The sequence below is a fragment of the Exiguobacterium sp. s101 genome (genome assembly GCF_018617835.1).
Taxonomy (GTDB): domain Bacteria; phylum Bacillota; class Bacilli; order Exiguobacteriales; family Exiguobacteriaceae; genus Exiguobacterium; species Exiguobacterium marinum.
Genome location: NZ_JACSKX010000009.1, coordinates 80258 through 96059, shown reverse-complemented (window position 1 = coordinate 96059; position 15802 = coordinate 80258). Strand labels below are relative to the sequence as shown.

Annotated in this window: 18 protein-coding genes; 3 read left to right on the top strand and 15 right to left on the bottom strand. The window is 48.4% G+C overall.

What is annotated here, in order from left to right; all coding sequences use genetic code 11:
- Positions 1–113 precede the first annotated feature (113 nt).
- Positions 114–401, bottom strand: a complete 288-nt coding sequence (locus tag KNO76_RS09255; RefSeq protein ID WP_214699329.1) for a YuzD family protein — start codon at positions 399–401, stop codon at positions 114–116.
- A gap of 129 nt (positions 402–530) precedes the next feature.
- Here KNO76_RS09255 and KNO76_RS09250 point away from each other — a divergent pair, with 129 nt between their 5' ends.
- On the top strand, positions 531–758 hold the full coding sequence (locus KNO76_RS09250; protein ID WP_012726833.1) for a NifU family protein: 228 nt from the start codon (positions 531–533) through the stop codon (positions 756–758).
- A gap of 19 nt (positions 759–777) precedes the next feature.
- Here the strand turns inward: KNO76_RS09250 and KNO76_RS09245 are convergent, their stop codons facing one another.
- The gene (locus KNO76_RS09245) at positions 778–1557 is read right to left on the bottom strand and encodes a TIGR01457 family HAD-type hydrolase (protein ID WP_214884991.1); all 780 of its coding nucleotides are present in this window, start codon (positions 1555–1557) and stop codon (positions 778–780) included.
- A 4-nt stretch (positions 1558–1561) separates the two neighbouring features.
- The gene (locus KNO76_RS09240; RefSeq protein WP_214884989.1) at positions 1562–2005 is read right to left on the bottom strand and encodes a DUF86 domain-containing protein; all 444 of its coding nucleotides are present in this window, start codon (positions 2003–2005) and stop codon (positions 1562–1564) included.
- 158 nt (positions 2006–2163) lie between these two features.
- Here KNO76_RS09240 and glpX point away from each other — a divergent pair, with 158 nt between their 5' ends.
- The gene (gene glpX / locus KNO76_RS09235; protein ID WP_214884981.1) at positions 2164–3144 is read left to right on the top strand and encodes a class II fructose-bisphosphatase; all 981 of its coding nucleotides are present in this window, start codon (positions 2164–2166) and stop codon (positions 3142–3144) included.
- A 40-nt stretch (positions 3145–3184) separates the two neighbouring features.
- Here the strand turns inward: glpX and KNO76_RS09230 are convergent, their stop codons facing one another.
- The 8 genes from KNO76_RS09230 to KNO76_RS09195 all read right to left on the bottom strand — a co-directional run bounded on the left by KNO76_RS09230 (position 3185) and on the right by KNO76_RS09195 (position 10138).
- Positions 3185–3856, bottom strand: a complete 672-nt coding sequence (locus tag KNO76_RS09230) for a DUF975 family protein (RefSeq protein ID WP_214884979.1) — start codon at positions 3854–3856, stop codon at positions 3185–3187.
- 103 nt (positions 3857–3959) lie between these two features.
- Entirely contained in the window at positions 3960–4265 is a 306-nt protein-coding gene (locus KNO76_RS09225; RefSeq protein WP_214884977.1) for a hypothetical protein, read from the bottom strand.
- Positions 4266–4420: 155 nt separating this feature from the next.
- The gene (locus KNO76_RS09220) at positions 4421–4789 is read right to left on the bottom strand and encodes a YutD family protein (RefSeq protein ID WP_026825496.1); all 369 of its coding nucleotides are present in this window, start codon (positions 4787–4789) and stop codon (positions 4421–4423) included.
- A 48-nt stretch (positions 4790–4837) separates the two neighbouring features.
- Entirely contained in the window at positions 4838–6184 is a 1347-nt protein-coding gene (locus KNO76_RS09215; protein ID WP_214884975.1) for a bifunctional metallophosphatase/5'-nucleotidase, read from the bottom strand.
- Between the two features lie 9 nt (positions 6185–6193).
- The gene (locus tag KNO76_RS09210) at positions 6194–7039 is read right to left on the bottom strand and encodes a DUF72 domain-containing protein (protein WP_214884973.1); all 846 of its coding nucleotides are present in this window, start codon (positions 7037–7039) and stop codon (positions 6194–6196) included.
- A gap of 11 nt (positions 7040–7050) precedes the next feature.
- Entirely contained in the window at positions 7051–8232 is a 1182-nt protein-coding gene (locus tag KNO76_RS09205; protein ID WP_214884972.1) for an MFS transporter, read from the bottom strand.
- Positions 8233–8337: 105 nt separating this feature from the next.
- Positions 8338–9657, bottom strand: coding sequence for a branched-chain amino acid transport system II carrier protein (brnQ, locus tag KNO76_RS09200; RefSeq protein WP_214884971.1), 1320 nt, complete (start codon positions 9655–9657; stop codon positions 8338–8340).
- Positions 9658–9862: 205 nt separating this feature from the next.
- Positions 9863–10138 (bottom strand): acylphosphatase, encoded by a 276-nt coding sequence (locus tag KNO76_RS09195; protein WP_214884970.1) that lies wholly within the window; start codon positions 10136–10138, stop codon positions 9863–9865.
- A 92-nt stretch (positions 10139–10230) separates the two neighbouring features.
- Here KNO76_RS09195 and KNO76_RS09190 point away from each other — a divergent pair, with 92 nt between their 5' ends.
- Positions 10231–11613: an alanine/glycine:cation symporter family protein gene (locus KNO76_RS09190; RefSeq protein ID WP_214884969.1), complete on the top strand. Its 1383-nt coding sequence runs from the start codon at positions 10231–10233 to the stop codon at positions 11611–11613.
- A gap of 33 nt (positions 11614–11646) precedes the next feature.
- Here the strand turns inward: KNO76_RS09190 and KNO76_RS09185 are convergent, their stop codons facing one another.
- The 4 genes from KNO76_RS09185 to KNO76_RS09170 all read right to left on the bottom strand — a co-directional run bounded on the left by KNO76_RS09185 (position 11647) and on the right by KNO76_RS09170 (position 15801).
- On the bottom strand, positions 11647–12630 hold the full coding sequence (locus KNO76_RS09185; RefSeq protein WP_214884967.1) for an L-lactate dehydrogenase: 984 nt from the start codon (positions 12628–12630) through the stop codon (positions 11647–11649).
- A gap of 109 nt (positions 12631–12739) precedes the next feature.
- Positions 12740–14137: a Fe-S cluster assembly protein SufB gene (gene sufB, locus KNO76_RS09180; RefSeq protein WP_214884965.1), complete on the bottom strand. Its 1398-nt coding sequence runs from the start codon at positions 14135–14137 to the stop codon at positions 12740–12742.
- Between the two features lie 19 nt (positions 14138–14156).
- On the bottom strand, positions 14157–14591 hold the full coding sequence (gene sufU, locus KNO76_RS09175; protein ID WP_026825487.1) for a Fe-S cluster assembly sulfur transfer protein SufU: 435 nt from the start codon (positions 14589–14591) through the stop codon (positions 14157–14159).
- Positions 14581–15801: a cysteine desulfurase gene (locus tag KNO76_RS09170; protein ID WP_214884962.1), complete on the bottom strand. Its 1221-nt coding sequence runs from the start codon at positions 15799–15801 to the stop codon at positions 14581–14583. The genes sufU and KNO76_RS09170 overlap by 11 nt, the downstream gene beginning before the upstream one ends.
- Position 15802: the final 1 nt, after the last annotated feature.

Here is a 15802-nt window from a genome sequence, read left to right as displayed (position 1 = left end):
ACAATAAATAGGATACAAAAAGATGAAGTTATTCCCTTCATTCAAAAATAAGGTGTTTTCGTAGACAAAAAAGACGATTTCATCACACATGAAACCGCCTCATCTGTCATATTTTATTTTTGAGTCGCTTCTATCGCCGCGTACACTTTTCGTAATTGAACGACCCCTTCGTCAATCACTTCCCCGTCGAGTAAGACAAGCGGATAGAACCATTCATCATCTTTGAGCGCCTGCGCAAACTCGTCCTCACTCTGTTCGAAATCAATATACTCGAAAGAAAAGGACTGCTCCGGATACTTGCGTCCGAGCGCACTTTGCAACCACTCATACGTCTCGGTCGAACTCGGTGCACCGACACAACTCGCACATTGAACTTCTGCCCCATACACTGTAATTTTCATCTTCAATCCCCCTCGAAACCATTATACAAAAATCTTGCCCACTCCCGATGAGGAAACGCTCAGCGTAAATGATTGAGAAACAATCTCAAACTTGCTAGAATAAAGTAGAACGAGAAAGGGGTAGATACCATGGAAATGTTTGATCAAGTCCAAGAAGTGCTCGATAAATTGCGTCCGTTCTTGCTTCGTGACGGCGGAGACGTCGAACTCGTTGATGTCGAAGAAGGCATCGTCAAGCTCCGTTTGATGGGTGCTTGCGGCAGCTGCCCGTCTTCAACAATCACGTTAAAAGCTGGTATTGAGCGTGCGCTCATCGAAGAAGTACCAGGCATCGTCGAAGTAGAGCAAGTATTCTAAGCAAAAAGGGAGACTTTCGTCATCCCTTTTTTTCGTGCTTCCATTCATATAAACTCTCGACCATATAGGTTGGGAGTTTTTCTTGTTCCTGAATAAATGCCGGCCCATGTACACCTGAATTGACATGAAGCGTGCGAATGCCACCATCAATTCCGAACAAAATATCCGTATGATAGTTGTCCCCGACCATCACGACACTCTCTTTCGTCAACCCAATCATGTCCAGTGCAATCTCAATCATGACGGGTTCCGGCTTCCCGATAAAGAATGGTTCTTTTTCTGTCGTCACCGTTAAAACAGACGTGAGTGACCCGTTCCCAGGTAACAAACCACGTTCAGTCGGAATGGCGATGTCACCGTTCGTCGAAATGAATCGAGCCCCCGAACGGATAGCGATTGCTCCTCGTGCCAATTTTTCATATGTGATATGACGATCGAGGCCAATGACCACATAATCCGCTTTCGGTTCATCAGTGACGTGAAACCCACGAGATTCAAGCGCGAGCCGAAGTCCATCTTCCCCAATCATATAGACGGTTGCCCCAGGAGACATCTTCTCGATATAAAATGCCGTCGCCATCGCACTCGTCAAGACGTTTTCCGCCTTCACATTCGCTCCCATCGAAATCAACTTATCGGCGATCTGCTGTTGCGTCATTGATGCGTTATTCGTGACGAACAAATACGGAACGCCTGTCGCCTCCAATTCATTCACGAAATCAACTGCCGCTTGAATCGGTTCCGTACCGGCATACATCGTACCGTCTAAATCAAACAAATATCCTTTAATCGGTTCCATCCAATCACTCGCTTTCTGGTAAAAATGCGGACACTGGTCCAAGTTCGACTTCTAAGTAGCGACGAACTTGCTCGGAGAATGCGGTAAATTCTTGTTTTGACGTCTTCAGCCACTCATCGAACCGCGATGCATCTGCATCGACAAACTCACGTACATAGTAAGTCCGCAATCCGACGAGTGCTTTTGTCGCATGTGCCGTCTTCTCATCGAGTACGCGTTCATCGAGTAAAATCTCGACAATGTCTTCATAGCTACCTGGGTCTCTCATGATGAATCCGTCAATCATCGAGTTCCCTACGTCGACAATCCCTTCCATGAGTAGTACGGCCATGCGTTGTTTCGCGAGCTCCACCGTAAACGCATCTCCGCTCAATTGATCGGTATGTGCCAACATCGTCTCGATTTGTTCCAGTGTCTGATTAATCTTCTCTCTATTCACAAAATACATGATGATCCCCCCTGCTGTTAATACTAATCTTTTTTCGCTCAGGAGAAAAGAATCTGTCCTATTTACATCATTTATAAAAATGTGATACACTAATCAACGGATTTGAGCCTAAAAAAGTATAACACATTAAATAGATATAACGTGGAGGTTACAACACTATGGAACGTGAATTAGCATTAGAAATCGTACGGGCAACAGAAGCGGCAGCACTCGCTTCTTCGAAATGGATTGGTCGTGGGCAAAAAAATGAAGCCGACGACGCTGCAACTTCTGCTATGCGAGAGGTCCTTGGCACGGTCAACATGGATGCGACAGTCGTCATCGGAGAAGGTGAACTCGATGAAGCACCGATGCTATACATCGGAGAACGACTCGGTACCACGTTCGGTCCCAAAGTAGACATCGCCGTCGACCCACTCGAAGGGACATCGATTGTTGCGAAAGGACTCGGTGATGCGATGGTCGTCATCGCTGTCGCGGATGAAGGTGCCCTCCTCCACGCACCAGATATGTATATGGATAAGCTCGTCGTCGGACCGAATTTGAAAGGGAAAGTCTCACTCGACGAACCACTCGAATCTATTATTGAAAAGGCAGCAAAGTATAACAACAAACGCATTGAAGAAGTGACCGTGATCATGCAAGACCGCGATCGCCACGAACATCTTCGTCAAGCCGTCATGAATGTCGGGGCGCGCGTCAAACTGTTTGAGGATGGCGACGTATCAGCCGGAATCGCGGCTGCCGTCAAAACGAACCCGATCGATATCTTCATTAGCACGGGTGGTGCCCCGGAAGGCGTCATCACGGCCGCTGCCGTCAAGGCACTCGGTGGCGACATGCAGGCCCGTCTTCATCCGATGAATGAAGAAGAGTCTGCCCGCGTCATTTCGATGGGATTAAAAGATCCGCTCCAACTCCTCACGCTCGACGACCTCGTCAAAAGTGATGACTGCATCTTTGCTGCAACAGGTGTCACGTCTGGTGAGTTGCTCGATGGCGTCAAGTTCTTGACGGATGATATCGTTGAAACGACATCGCTCGTCATGCGCTCGAAGACACGTACAATCCGAAAAGTCGTGGCCGAGCATTATTTATCATTGAAGCCCTACTTACAAAAAACTGAAGTCAACGCCTAAACAAAAACGCCTTGCTCAATGGAGCGAGGCGTTTATTTGATTAAAATCCTTGTTCTGTCCCATGCACCGGCTCATTCGAATCAACTTGATTGTCTCGAATCGAGTCGTAAAATGTCGCATACGTCGTCGAGAAGTAAGGTCCGATGAAGAAGAACCCGATCCCGAGCGTTAAAATCCCAACGAGGAACCAACCGAAGAAGGACAAGAAGAGCATGAACGCTTCCATCTTGTGACCGTCCATGAGACGACGTGATTCTGTGATGGATTCAAGTGCCGACAGTTCAGGCTGGTCGCGCAAAATGTATGGTGTGAGCGAGTACGAGAATGCTTTGATGATTCCCGGTACGACGAGCAATAACGTCCATAACACGAGGAATACCCCCATCACAAATGAGGTGATGACATGTTTGAAGTAACGTGTCTGGAACGGTTTGAACAGCGTTGAAAGTGAGGCGCCCTTCTCACGTGAGACGTTGAGTGCAAGCCAAGACCAACCGATGCTGAGTGGTGCAATCAAGATTTGGAGAACGGTCGACACGAAACTTAACGTGGCGTCTGTCGATGTGAAGGCTTCCGATGAGTTGGGATCCATTTCAGGAGCCAACCATTGTGGAATCCCGTTGATGATGACGAACAAGAGTGCCAATCCGGCCATCAGCCACCATTTTCCTTTCAAGGCGTGTCGTGCATGTTGTTTCCATTCAGATCTCATAGTAACCCATCCTTTTTCATAGTCTTTCTATCAGTGTACGTGAAAAGATGACCATAGGTTTCAAAAAAACATAAAAAAAGGGAAAGGAATTTCTCCTTTCCGCTTAGCGAATCATCACATTGCCTAAAAAGAACTGAGACATGGATAAGATCAATAACAGCACCCCGAGCGATAACACAAGGTGAGATGTGACTTTGAATACACGGCTTCGCAAGAACGAATGGCTATATTCAAAGCGACGGATGATCAACACATGAACGAGTTCAAATAGAATGACTGCCGCCGTAAAATAAAAGGTCATCATAATATGGAAGCTAAAAAAGAACATAGCCAATATCCCGAGTCCGAAATTATGAATTCGATTATGGACGTCATCCCGATCCCCGACGGTCGTTTGTACATGTTGCATCCAATCACCTCACTCTAAAAACCAAAACTACGTAGTTATCCTTAATGACAATTTATCACATTTTTCCAACCTCAAAACTCGAAGTCACGACTTTTTACCTAAACGAAATATTTGGAAATCAATTGTAATAAAAAAAGTGCTGACGTCTCAGCACTTCACGCATTTGATTCTTCTGTCTTGTTGAATTTCCGCTTCAACTTCAGTTTTTGCTTCGTTCCACCAAAGACAGGTCCACTCTCTTCTTCATTGATTTCCGTTTCTTTCTTCAAAACGAAATATGGACAACCAAAATTACAATATTCGTATACGTAGTCCATCACGTGATCAATCCGGTTCTCGTACGTCGCCAATTTGGATTTCGGTTCATAGAATCCTTTCAACCGCAATTGACCATGTCCCCAATCACCTACTATATAGTCGTATTTATCAAGCACGTCACTATATCGTGCGATAAACGCTTCTTCATCGAAGCCGTCTCGTTTTTCTTCTAAGACGGTATAACCGTGGCGATTCACTCGAATCATCGCTCCCACCTCCACTCTGTTATCATAGCATGTCACCATTGATGCGCTCTATCCTTTTCGAATCACTTCATGACGGGCGACAATGGTTTCCCGTAATACGTCCCGCAATAACTCAGGCATGAAATATCGTTTCGGTTGGTCTGCCAAATATGGGAGAAGCGGACCGAATGTCAACATATCGACCGTCGCGACGCGGTATGACCGGTTCAGATCCAAGAGCTGTCCCATCACATAAACTTGTCCATCGCGTTGCTCGATTTGATAGAGGCTCGGTTCTCCGAGAACGGTACCTCTGAATCCTAGACCTCTCACATGCATGTTCGTAAACGTGTCTTCACTCGCATCGTTTAGAAAACGTGCTAACGTCTTCCCGTCAAGTGTTAAGAGACATGGGTTGATGGGATGCGGACAGATTCGATGCAACATGTTTAGTGTCACCTTGCCGGGAGCGAGCCCTTCAAGCACGACACCGGATGGAATGATTCCGAAATCAGCCTCACACCAATCCGCCATGCCTTCCACCAGTAGATCAGCAAGTGGAGAAGGACCGAACCAATCGGAAGCGTATCCGTCTGTCTCCGCAATCGTGATATCGAGGAGCCGCTCGGCTTCTGCTCTTTCTGAATCTAATAAAGCCAATGTATCTACACTGTCATCCTGATGGGATAACTCGTGGAGACGTGCTTCTTTTGCCACAACTTTCGTCCCGTCAATCGTCAGCGTGACTTCCCCGACATACTTGCCATACTTCCCTGCCTGTGCGATCAACACACCGTTCGTCGTTACACCTTCATCTAAGACGTGATGTGTGTGTGCACCGAGAATGACGTCGATTTCAGGAAACATCTCAGCTAATCGCTCATCCCCAAAAAATCCGAGGTGACTGAGCGCGATGATGACGTCACAATGCGCCAACTGCTTCAACGCTCGCTTCGTCGCGTCCAATGGCGACTCAATTTGCCATCCGAGCTCTGGATACAACTCTTCATATGGAGCAGTCACACCAAACAACCCGATTTTTAAATCATCTTGCTCGAGAACGAGCGTTTCCTCGACCCAATCCGGTCGTGAACCGTCACCCTCATACACATTTCCAAGTAAAACAGGAAATGTCGCTTCGTCATACAGCTCGGCTAGCCAATCATGAGGGAACGTAATCCCTTCGTTGTTCCCGATGGTGACAGCCGTCGGTTGGAGCCGCTCAAGTAATCGAACGTTCAACTTCCCACGCGTCACTTCGGTCGCCGGATGTGTGCGATCGGCATGATCTCCTAAATCAAAGTACAGCGTGTCGTCAGTGCGATGTTCTTCTAAAAACGAAACAAGTTTCGGCCATTGGTCGAACTTTGAGTGAAGATCATTGTAGTGAAAAATAGTAAGTATCGTCACGGCCATCCCTTCTTTCTAAAACAAACTGATTTGTCTCGGTGCAAGCTCATATTCGAGCCCAAGAATTTCAATTAGACGCTTCGCATTCGGCGCTGCATCCCCGGCCGAGTTGTTGTTAAAGTATACATATACGTCTTTCGCCTCACGGTCAATCTCGCAAAGTGAAACAGCCAATTCCTGAAGTTCCTCCTCGCTATACCGATACAGACAACGAACGTGCCGCCATTCTTGACTCGTCATACCCGGCTTTTTAAGCCATCCGGATGTGTTTCGTCCATGCAATCGAACGACCGCGACGTCAGGATTTGTCACGACCGGTACGAATGGGATGCTACTCTCTTTCGTCTGGGGCTCATCGCAAATCGTGTTGATGAAGCGTTGTTCAGCTAAGAATTGAAGCGTACGGTCTCGGAACGTTTCGGAGAACCAAGAAGGATTTCGAAACTCGACGGCAATCTCATAGTCGGAAAGCTCGGCACGTAGTGTTCGTAAATAATCGAGATGCGGTTTTGAGACATCGAACCAAGGCGGTAGTTGAACGAGAACAGCCTTCAACTTCCCGGCTTGTTTCAGCGGTTCGACGGAGACCCGGTAGCGTTCAAACAGTTCTGACAAAGGCACTTTTGGTTCACGGTCGTGTCCGCTCATTTCCCTGGAAACTTTCACGATGAATTGGAAGTGGTCTGGTGTCTCAGCATCCCACTTCTCGAAATTTTTAACAGGTTGTATTGCATAAAATGTCGAATCGACTTCAACGGTCGGAAAATGACCCGCGTACGTTGAAAGTTTTTGTTTTCGTTCTTCTGGAGTTGTATATAACAGATCATGGTCCCCCCAACCCGTCACACCAATGTAAATCATAGCGTCCTCCTTTACGATTCTGAAATAGCGGCTGCCTTTCGCTTCGACCAGTTCCATGTCCCTGTATATGTGATCAACAATAAGACAAGACCCATGATGAACGGATAACGCATATCGATATCAAAGGCAATACCTGCCAAAGTCGGCCCTAAAATGTTTCCGATACTCATATACGCATTGTTCATCCCCATAGCGAGCCCCTGCTCATTTCCTGCCAGTTTCGACACAAGCGTATTCAACACCGGTCGTAAAATCGAGGTCGATAAGAAGATGACGAGCGTTACAGCGAAGAACAACATGTATGTCCCTGCGAATAAAGACAACAAAAAGCCAAAGGAAGTAAGCGCGATGAAGGCGAGCACGACCTTGACCTCTCCCAAGAGTTCAACGAGACGATCTACTGCAAATAATTGAACGATGACGCTAACAATGCCTGTCCCGGTCACCATGATAGCAATCTCTTGTGGTGTCGCATCGAACATCTCGCTGACATATAGCCCAAGCACTGATTCATACGCCATTAGTCCAAACGCCATGACCAAGTTGATGACCAACACGAAAAAATAAGGCTTTCGCGTCGACATGACCAGTTGTGTCGGCAACGACTCTTTTACCGTCGGTGCCTTGTATGGAGCACGGTCAGGTTCTTTCAGGAGAAGTATCGAAGAAATGACCGCAATAAAGGATACAATGGCTGAAACGAGCAACGGTGCCTTCAATCCGAACTCGGCAAAAAAACCACCAATCCCCGGCCCGACCACGATTCCAAGTGACATTGCCGCGGAAATATAACTGTTCCCTCGAGCTCGTTGCTCCAGTGTCGTGATATCCGCCACATAGGCAAAAATGGCTGGAATCAATAGCGCAGCACCGACACCCCCGATGGCACGAGACACGAGAAGGACCGTCAAGTTATCGGATAGATAAAAGACACCCATTGAGATCGTGAATCCAATCAGTCCCAAAATAATCATCAATCGACGTCCATAAACATCTGCCCATTTTCCGGCAATCGGTGACATGACAAGTTGGGCACCCGCAAATACGGAAATCATGAGTCCGGCGGCCGTTCCCCCTTCGCCGATCATCTTTAAGTAGTCCGGAATAATCGGTATAATGATCCCGAATCCAGCGACGGCGATAAACATGTTCAACATGAGGATCGCCAATTGTTTTTTTTGTTTTGTCGTCAATGCATGTCACTCCCTTTTCATCTCTTCATTTTACTGTTTGTGCTCGGGTATGGGCAAACAATAAGACAGAAAAAAGCCCATCCTTGACCAAAGGATGGGCAAAATTTAAGAGATGCGTGATTGTGCAAGCGATTCTTGGGTTCCACTCTTCGGAAGAAGAAGCGTGATCACGTAAACAATCATCGTCGGAACTGCCCAAGCAAGACCAATGTCCGCCATTGGCAAGCTAGTGATCCAAGTTGTTGCCGCAGAAGGTTGGATGCCGTTCCACGTTTCAAAGAACGAGAGCACGAGCGCCGTGTAAATTGTCGCTTTCATCGCCACACCAGGGTTGCGTTGAAGACGTTCCGTCACCGATACGAGCACAAGGGCGATCATGACCGGATAGAGAAGCGTGAGAAGTGGGATCGCGATTTGAATCAACGTACCCAATCCGACGAGTGAAATTAAATAACCGAACAATGTAGTCGCAACGACGACATGGTGATACTTGAGTGAATCAAATTGATTACTGATAAAGCGTGAGAACTCTGAAATGAGTCCGACCGCTGTCGTCAAACAAGCAAGGAAGACCGCTAGTCCGAGAGCAAGCATTCCGACTTGTCCGTAAGACGTACCAGCAAACGCTTGAAGAAGGCTTGCACCACTCGTCGTCCCTTCAGCGACCGCCATGTTTGCTCCGATTGATCCGAGCGAGATGTAAACGAGCATCAAACAGGTTACGGCAAGCATACCTGCAGAGCGAAGAAGAGATGATGCTTCTTTTTGATCACTCAATCCATTGGCTTTCAACGTGACGAGGACGATTGCCCCAAAGACGAGGGCCCCGAATACATCCATCGTCAAATAGCCTTGTTGGAAACCTTGACCGAGCGCACCGACCCACGTCTCAAATCCTCCCGCCGGAGCTCCTGGCTCTCCGAGCGGTGCGATGAGGTTCGTGAGCCCAATCGACGCGAGCAAGAACAAGAGGATTGGTGTGATGATGCGTCCGATGACTTCAATCAACTTTTGAGCACGGAGCGTCAAGAAGAACGTCAACCCGAAGAAGACGGTCGAACTCATCGCAAGTGTCAAAGTAGAAGGTGAATCGAGAAACGGAACGAGTCCCATTTCATACGTGACAGCGGCCGTACGCGGGATTCCGAAGAATGGTCCGATGGCCACATACATTAATCCCGTCAAGATGAGTGCGAGACGTTTAGGAATATAACGAGCAATTTGATCTGTTCCACCGCCGACCCGAGCGACTGCGAACAAAGCAAGAAGCGGTAAACCGACACCCGTAATGACGAACCCGATCATCGCCGGTACGAGATTCTCTCCCGCCAAGGCGCCGAGTTCTGGTGGGAACAGCAAGTTCCCGGCCCCAAAGAATAAAGCAAAAATCGTAAACGCTAACGGGAACAATGTCGATTTTTTCATACAACTACCTCCATACACTTGATATTCCGAACGACTTAACAAAAAAATAATAACTAAATTTTCTGACAATATATCGCTTGGTCTATTCCATTATACACACTTCCCATCGTTTGACCACCCCATCTACAAAATTAGAGGTTTAATTTTTAAAAAGGTGGATTTCATAAAAAAACTCCCCTGAAATCTACAAGGAAGTCTTAAGCGCTTAATACTTAATATCGAACGAACGGAAAGCTTGATTTTCTGTTTCCTTCTCCTCAATCTTTTCGACCCCGACGAAACGGTTACCGTCTTTCAAAGCTTTTTTAAAGGCTTCAATGTCTTTTTCTGGTCCTTCTACATGAAGTTCGACTGTCCCATCACTTTGATTTCGAACCCAACCTTTGATTCCGTATTGTTGTGCGGTCTCTTGTGAAAAATACCGAAACCCGACTCCTTGGACACGTCCAGATACAATCAAATGTTTAGCGACGACTCTCATTCTATTTTCCTCCTTCATTTTGACAAAGATGTTTAGATGTCCTTACTTTAGGAAACAGTATTTAAGTAAAATAATGGAATTGGAGTGGTTTTATGAATGACTTTATTACTTTCGTGACAACGATTTCGGACTGGCTTTGGGGCGTGCCTATCATCTCGTTACTCGTCTTATCCGGTGTCTTCCTCACGATCAAGCTCGGCTTTTTTCAGTTTCGTTATCCCGTCTACATATTCAAGCAAACGTTTGGCAGCATCTTCAAAAAACCAAAAGGTGAAGGCGACATCAGCCCGAGACAAGCATTAACATCAGCCCTCTCTTCAACAGTCGGGGCCGCGAACATCATCGGTGTACCTGCAGCGATTATGTTCGGGGGACCGGGCGCCATCTTTTGGATGTGGGTCATCGCCATCATCGGCATGGCCATCAAATTCTCAGAGAGCGTGTTGGCCGTCCACTATCGTGAAAAAAATGATGCCGGCGAATTCGTCGGGGGACCGGTCTATTACATAGCAAAAGGACTTCGGTGGAAATGGCTCGCAACTTGGTTCGCTTTCGCGCTTATGGTCGAACTCATTCCGAGTATCATGGTTCAAGGAAACGCTGTTAGCTCCGCAGTCCGTGAAACATTCAATGGGAATACGCTCATCACCGGTATTCTCATCGCTTGTCTCGTCGGCATCATCGTCTTCGGAGGACTGAAGCGCATCGCTAAAGTGACCGAGATCGTCGTACCCGGTATGGCACTCGTCTATGTCGGGGCCGGACTCGTGATCGTCTTGATGAACCTATCTGAAATCCCAGACGTGCTCAGTCTCATCTTTTCTTATGCGTTCGAGCCAATGGCAGCGTTCGGCGGATTCGCTGGGGCCGCAGTCGCCGAGACGATTCGTTGGGGCTTCGCCCGCGGACTCTATTCGAATGAAGCAGGTCTTGGGACGGCACCAATCGCCCATGCCGCCGCACAGACTGACCATCCGGTACGACAAGGGTTCTGGGCGGTCATCGGTATCGTCATCGACACGCTCATCATCTGTAGCACGACCGCATTCGTCGTTCTCTCTTCAGGTGTCTGGACGGCTGACGGTGCGATGGAAGACCCTGCTGCCTTGACGACAATCGCTTTCCGCGAATACTTCGGTTACACAGGAAGTTTACTCGTCACGATCTCACTCATCTTCTTCGTGCTCTCGACGATCATCGTCATCATCTTTTACGGCTCACGTCAGGCCGAGTACTTGTTCGGGTTGACCGCAGGTAAGGTCATGAAGGCGGTCTATATCGTCTCCATCGTCATCGGGTCGATCGGTGGAGCGCAGATGATCTGGAACTTCCTCGACTTGATGCTCGCGATGATTCTCATCCCGAACATGATTGCCGTCCTACTTTTAAGCAGTGAAGTAAAACGATTGACGAACGAGTTCTTTACGTCAGAGAAGTATTATAAAAAAGATATTGCCGAAGAAAATGCGTCTTAACCAACAATCCGACTGCTCGCGCAGTCGGATTTTTTAGGATGCGGGTTCGACCTTCTCGATTCCCGCCTTGATGGCTTGTACCGACGCATCAAACTTCTGTTGTTCTTCGTCCGTCAATTCAATCTCGATGATTTTGCGAATGCCGCTCCGGTCAATCAAGGCCGGTACGCCGATATGCACGTCACTCGCCCCGTATTCGCCGTCTAAGTGGGCGCCGATCGTCACGACAGAGTTTTCATTTCGCACGATGGCCCGAATGATGCGAAGCAAACCGACCCCAATCGCATAGTAGGCAGCGTTCTTATGCTCAATGATTTGATAGGCGGCGTTTCGTACCTCTGTATAGATGTCTTCCAAGTGTTCAAACTGATACTTTTCATTTTCAGCTAACAGTTCATCGATACTCTTCCCATAGATGCGGGCGTTATGCCACGCAACAAAACCGGTATCGCCATGTTCACCCATGTAGTAGGCGTGACAGTTCCGTGATGACAATTCGAAATAGTCTCCAAGTTTGTAGCGGAGTCGTGCCGTATCCAGCACGGTGCCTGAACCGATAACGCGTTCTTTCGGTAAGCCCGATGCTTTCCAGGCGACGTGCGCCACCACATCGACCGGGTTCGTAGCGACGACTAAGATACCGTCGAATCCGCTCTTCATCAATTCTTCTGTCACGGTGCGGACGACCTTGGCGTTTTGGTCGACGAGGTCCATCCGCGTCTGACCCGGCTTTTGTGCTGCCCCTGCCGTGATGACGACAATGTCTGCGTCTTTACAATCCGAGTAATCACCTGCCCAAATCCGGACCGGTGTCGGGGCGAAGGAGATGCCGTGATTGAGGTCCATCGCCTCCCCTTCCGCCTTGGCATGGTTCGAGTCGATTAAAACGAGCTCTTCACAAAGGGCAGCCGTCGATAATTGGTAAGCAAAACTGACCCCAACCCAACCGGCACCGATGACGGCGATACGGGTGATGTCTTTTGGATCAATATGATCTTTATCCAGAATATATGACATATAAATCTTTCCTTTCCATGAATCATTCTCTTGTTTAGCATACCCTACATACGGGATAGACATAACAAAAAACGGACCCCTTTTTTTAAGGAGTCCGTCCTTTAAACGATTATCCAATCGATCCTTCCATCTCGAACTTGATGAGACGGTTCATTTCGACCGCATATTCCATTGGTAATTCTTTTGTGAATGGCTCGATGAAGCCCATGACGATCATTTCTGTCGCTTCTTCTTCCGAGATTCCACGGCTCATGAGGTAGAAGAGTTGCTCTTCTGACACTTTTGAGACTTTCGCTTCGTGCTCGAGTGAGACTTGATCGTTCAAGATTTCGTTGTACGGAATTGTATCTGACGTCGACTCGTTGTCCATGATGAGCGTGTCACACTCGATGTTCGAGCGCGCGCCCTTCGCCTTACGGCCGAAGTGGACGATTCCACGGTATGATACTTTTCCGCCTTGTTTCGAAATCGATTTCGAGACGATTGACGACGACGTGTTCGGTGCGAGGTGAATCATTTTCGCGCCTGCGTCTTGGTGCTGTCCTTTACCAGCGAGGGCGATCGAGAGTGTCATCCCACGTGCGCCTTCCCCTTTCAAGATGACAGCCGGGTATTTCATCGTGAGTTTCGATCCGATGTTTCCATCGATCCACTCCATCGATCCACCCGCTTCACAGACAGCACGCTTCGTTACCAAGTTGTAGACGTTGTTCGCCCAGTTTTGGATTGTCGTGTAACGGCAGTATGCATCTTTGTTGACGAAAATCTCAACGACCGCTGAGTGAAGCGAGTTCGTTGTGTAAACCGGTGCCGTACATCCTTCGACGTAATGAACCGATGCGCCTTCGTCGACGATGATGAGCGTACGCTCGAACTGACCCATGTTTTCCGAGTTGATACGGAAGTAGGCCTGGAGCGGTTGCTCGAGTTTCACGCCTTTTGGTACGTAGATGAACGAGCCACCCGACCAAACAGCTGAGTTGAGGGCCGAAAACTTGTTGTCTGTCGGCGGGATCAACTTCCCGAAGTACTCTTTGAAGATTTCTTCGTCTTCTTTGAGTGCTGTGTCTGTATCTTTGAAGATGACACCTTTGGCTTCGAAGTCTTCTTGCATGCTATGGTAGACAACCTCAGACTCATACTGAGCCGAGACACCTGCCAAGTATTTTTGCTCTGCTTCTGGGATACCGAGCTTGTCAAACGTACGTTTGATTTCTTCTGGTACCTCATCCCATGAGCGTTCTGTCTTTTCAGATGGTTTGACATAGTACGTGATTTCGTCGAAATCAAGTGCCGAGAGGTCTCCGCCCCATGTCGGCATCGCCATCTTGTTGAAGTGATCCAACGACTTCAAACGGAAGTCGAGCATCCATTGTGGCTCTTCTTTCATGCGCGAGATCGTCTCTACGATTTCTGTCGTCAAGCCACGGCCTGAACGGAAAATCGAAACGTCCCGATCATGGAAGCCGTATTTATAATCGCCAATTTCCGGCATGTTCTTTGCCATATCGGTCTCCTCCTTCTCCTTACGCGTCCTCGTCTACTCCTTTTTCAAGCGCCTTCCACGCGAGCGTGGCACACTTGATTCGTGCCGGGAATTTCGATACGCCTGAGAGCGCCTCGATATCACCGAGGTCAAACGTATCCGTGTCGTACTCTTTTCCTTGAACCATTTCAGAGAAGATGTTGGCGAGTTGAAGCGCCTCTTCTACTGTTTTCCCTTTGACGATTTGGGTCATCATCGATGCCGAGGCGAGACTGATTGAGCAGCCTTCTCCTTCAAACTTCGCATCTTTGACGATGTCGTCTTCGACCTGTAGTTGAAGACGAAGCGAATCCCCACACGTCGGGTTGTTCAAGTCCACCGTCACGCCATCTTCGATGACGCCACGGTTTCTTGGGTTTTTATAGTGATCCATGATGACCTGTCGGTACAACATGTCGAGATTATTAAAACTCATAATTGAAATACTCCTTCGTTTGACGTAATCCCTCGATGAAGCGGTCGACTTCTTCTTTTGTGTTATACAAATAGAAGCTCGCCCGTGCCGTCGATGATTGCTTCAAAAGACGCATGAGTGGTTGTGCACAGTGATGACCGGCACGAACCGCGATGCCTTGCATATCGAGAACTGTCGCGAGGTCGTGCGCGTGTACGTCCTTCAAGTTGAACGTGACGAGGCCGACGCGATCTTCAGGACCGTAAATCTCAATCCCTTCAATCGTTTTCATCTGCTCGATCGCATAAGTTGCGAGTTCACGTTCGTGTGCTTCGACGTTCTCAAGACCGATTTCTTCTAAGAAATCGATGGCTGCCGCAAGTCCGACCGCTCCGGCGATAATCGGTGTCCCCGCTTCGAAACGGTACGGGATGTCTTTCCACGTCGATTCATATAAATCGACATAATCGATCATCTCGCCACCGAACTCGACCGGCTCCATGTTTTTGAGAAGTTGTTTCTTCCCGTATAAGACACCGATTCCAGTCGGTCCGAGCATCTTATGCCCAGAAAAGGCGAGGAAGTCACAGTCGAGTGCTTGGACGTCCAATTTTCGGTGCGGTGCACTTTGTGCGGCATCGACGACCATGACGGCACCTTTTTCATGCGCGAGTCGAGCGACTTCGGCAATCGGGTTAATCGTCCCGAGCACGTTCGAGACGTGACTCATCGCGACGATTTTCGTCCGGTCTGATAACACCGCTTGAACGGCATCAAGTGTGACACGTCCGTCCGGCGTGAGCTCGACGTATCGAAGCGTCGCGCCTTTTCGCTTAGCGAGTTGTTGCCATGGGATTAAGTTCGCATGGTGTTCCATCGGAGTGAGGACGATCTCGTCGCCTGCACCGACATTCGCATCTCCGTAGCTCGATGCGACCAAGTTGATGGCCGTCGTCGTTCCACGAGTGAAAATGATTTCTTCAGGAACCGCCGCATGGATGAATGAGCGGACGCGTTCGCGTGCTCCTTCATATGCATCCGTCGCTTGCGTCCCGAGCGTATGGACGCCACGATGCACGTTCGAATGGTTGCGACGATAATAGTCCTCGATCGCCTCGATGACAGCGAGCGGCTTTTGTGAGCTCGCCGCGCTATCAAGATAAACGAGCGGGTGTCCATTGATTTCCTGATTTAAAATCGGAAACTGTTCACGAATCGAGGCGTTCAACATC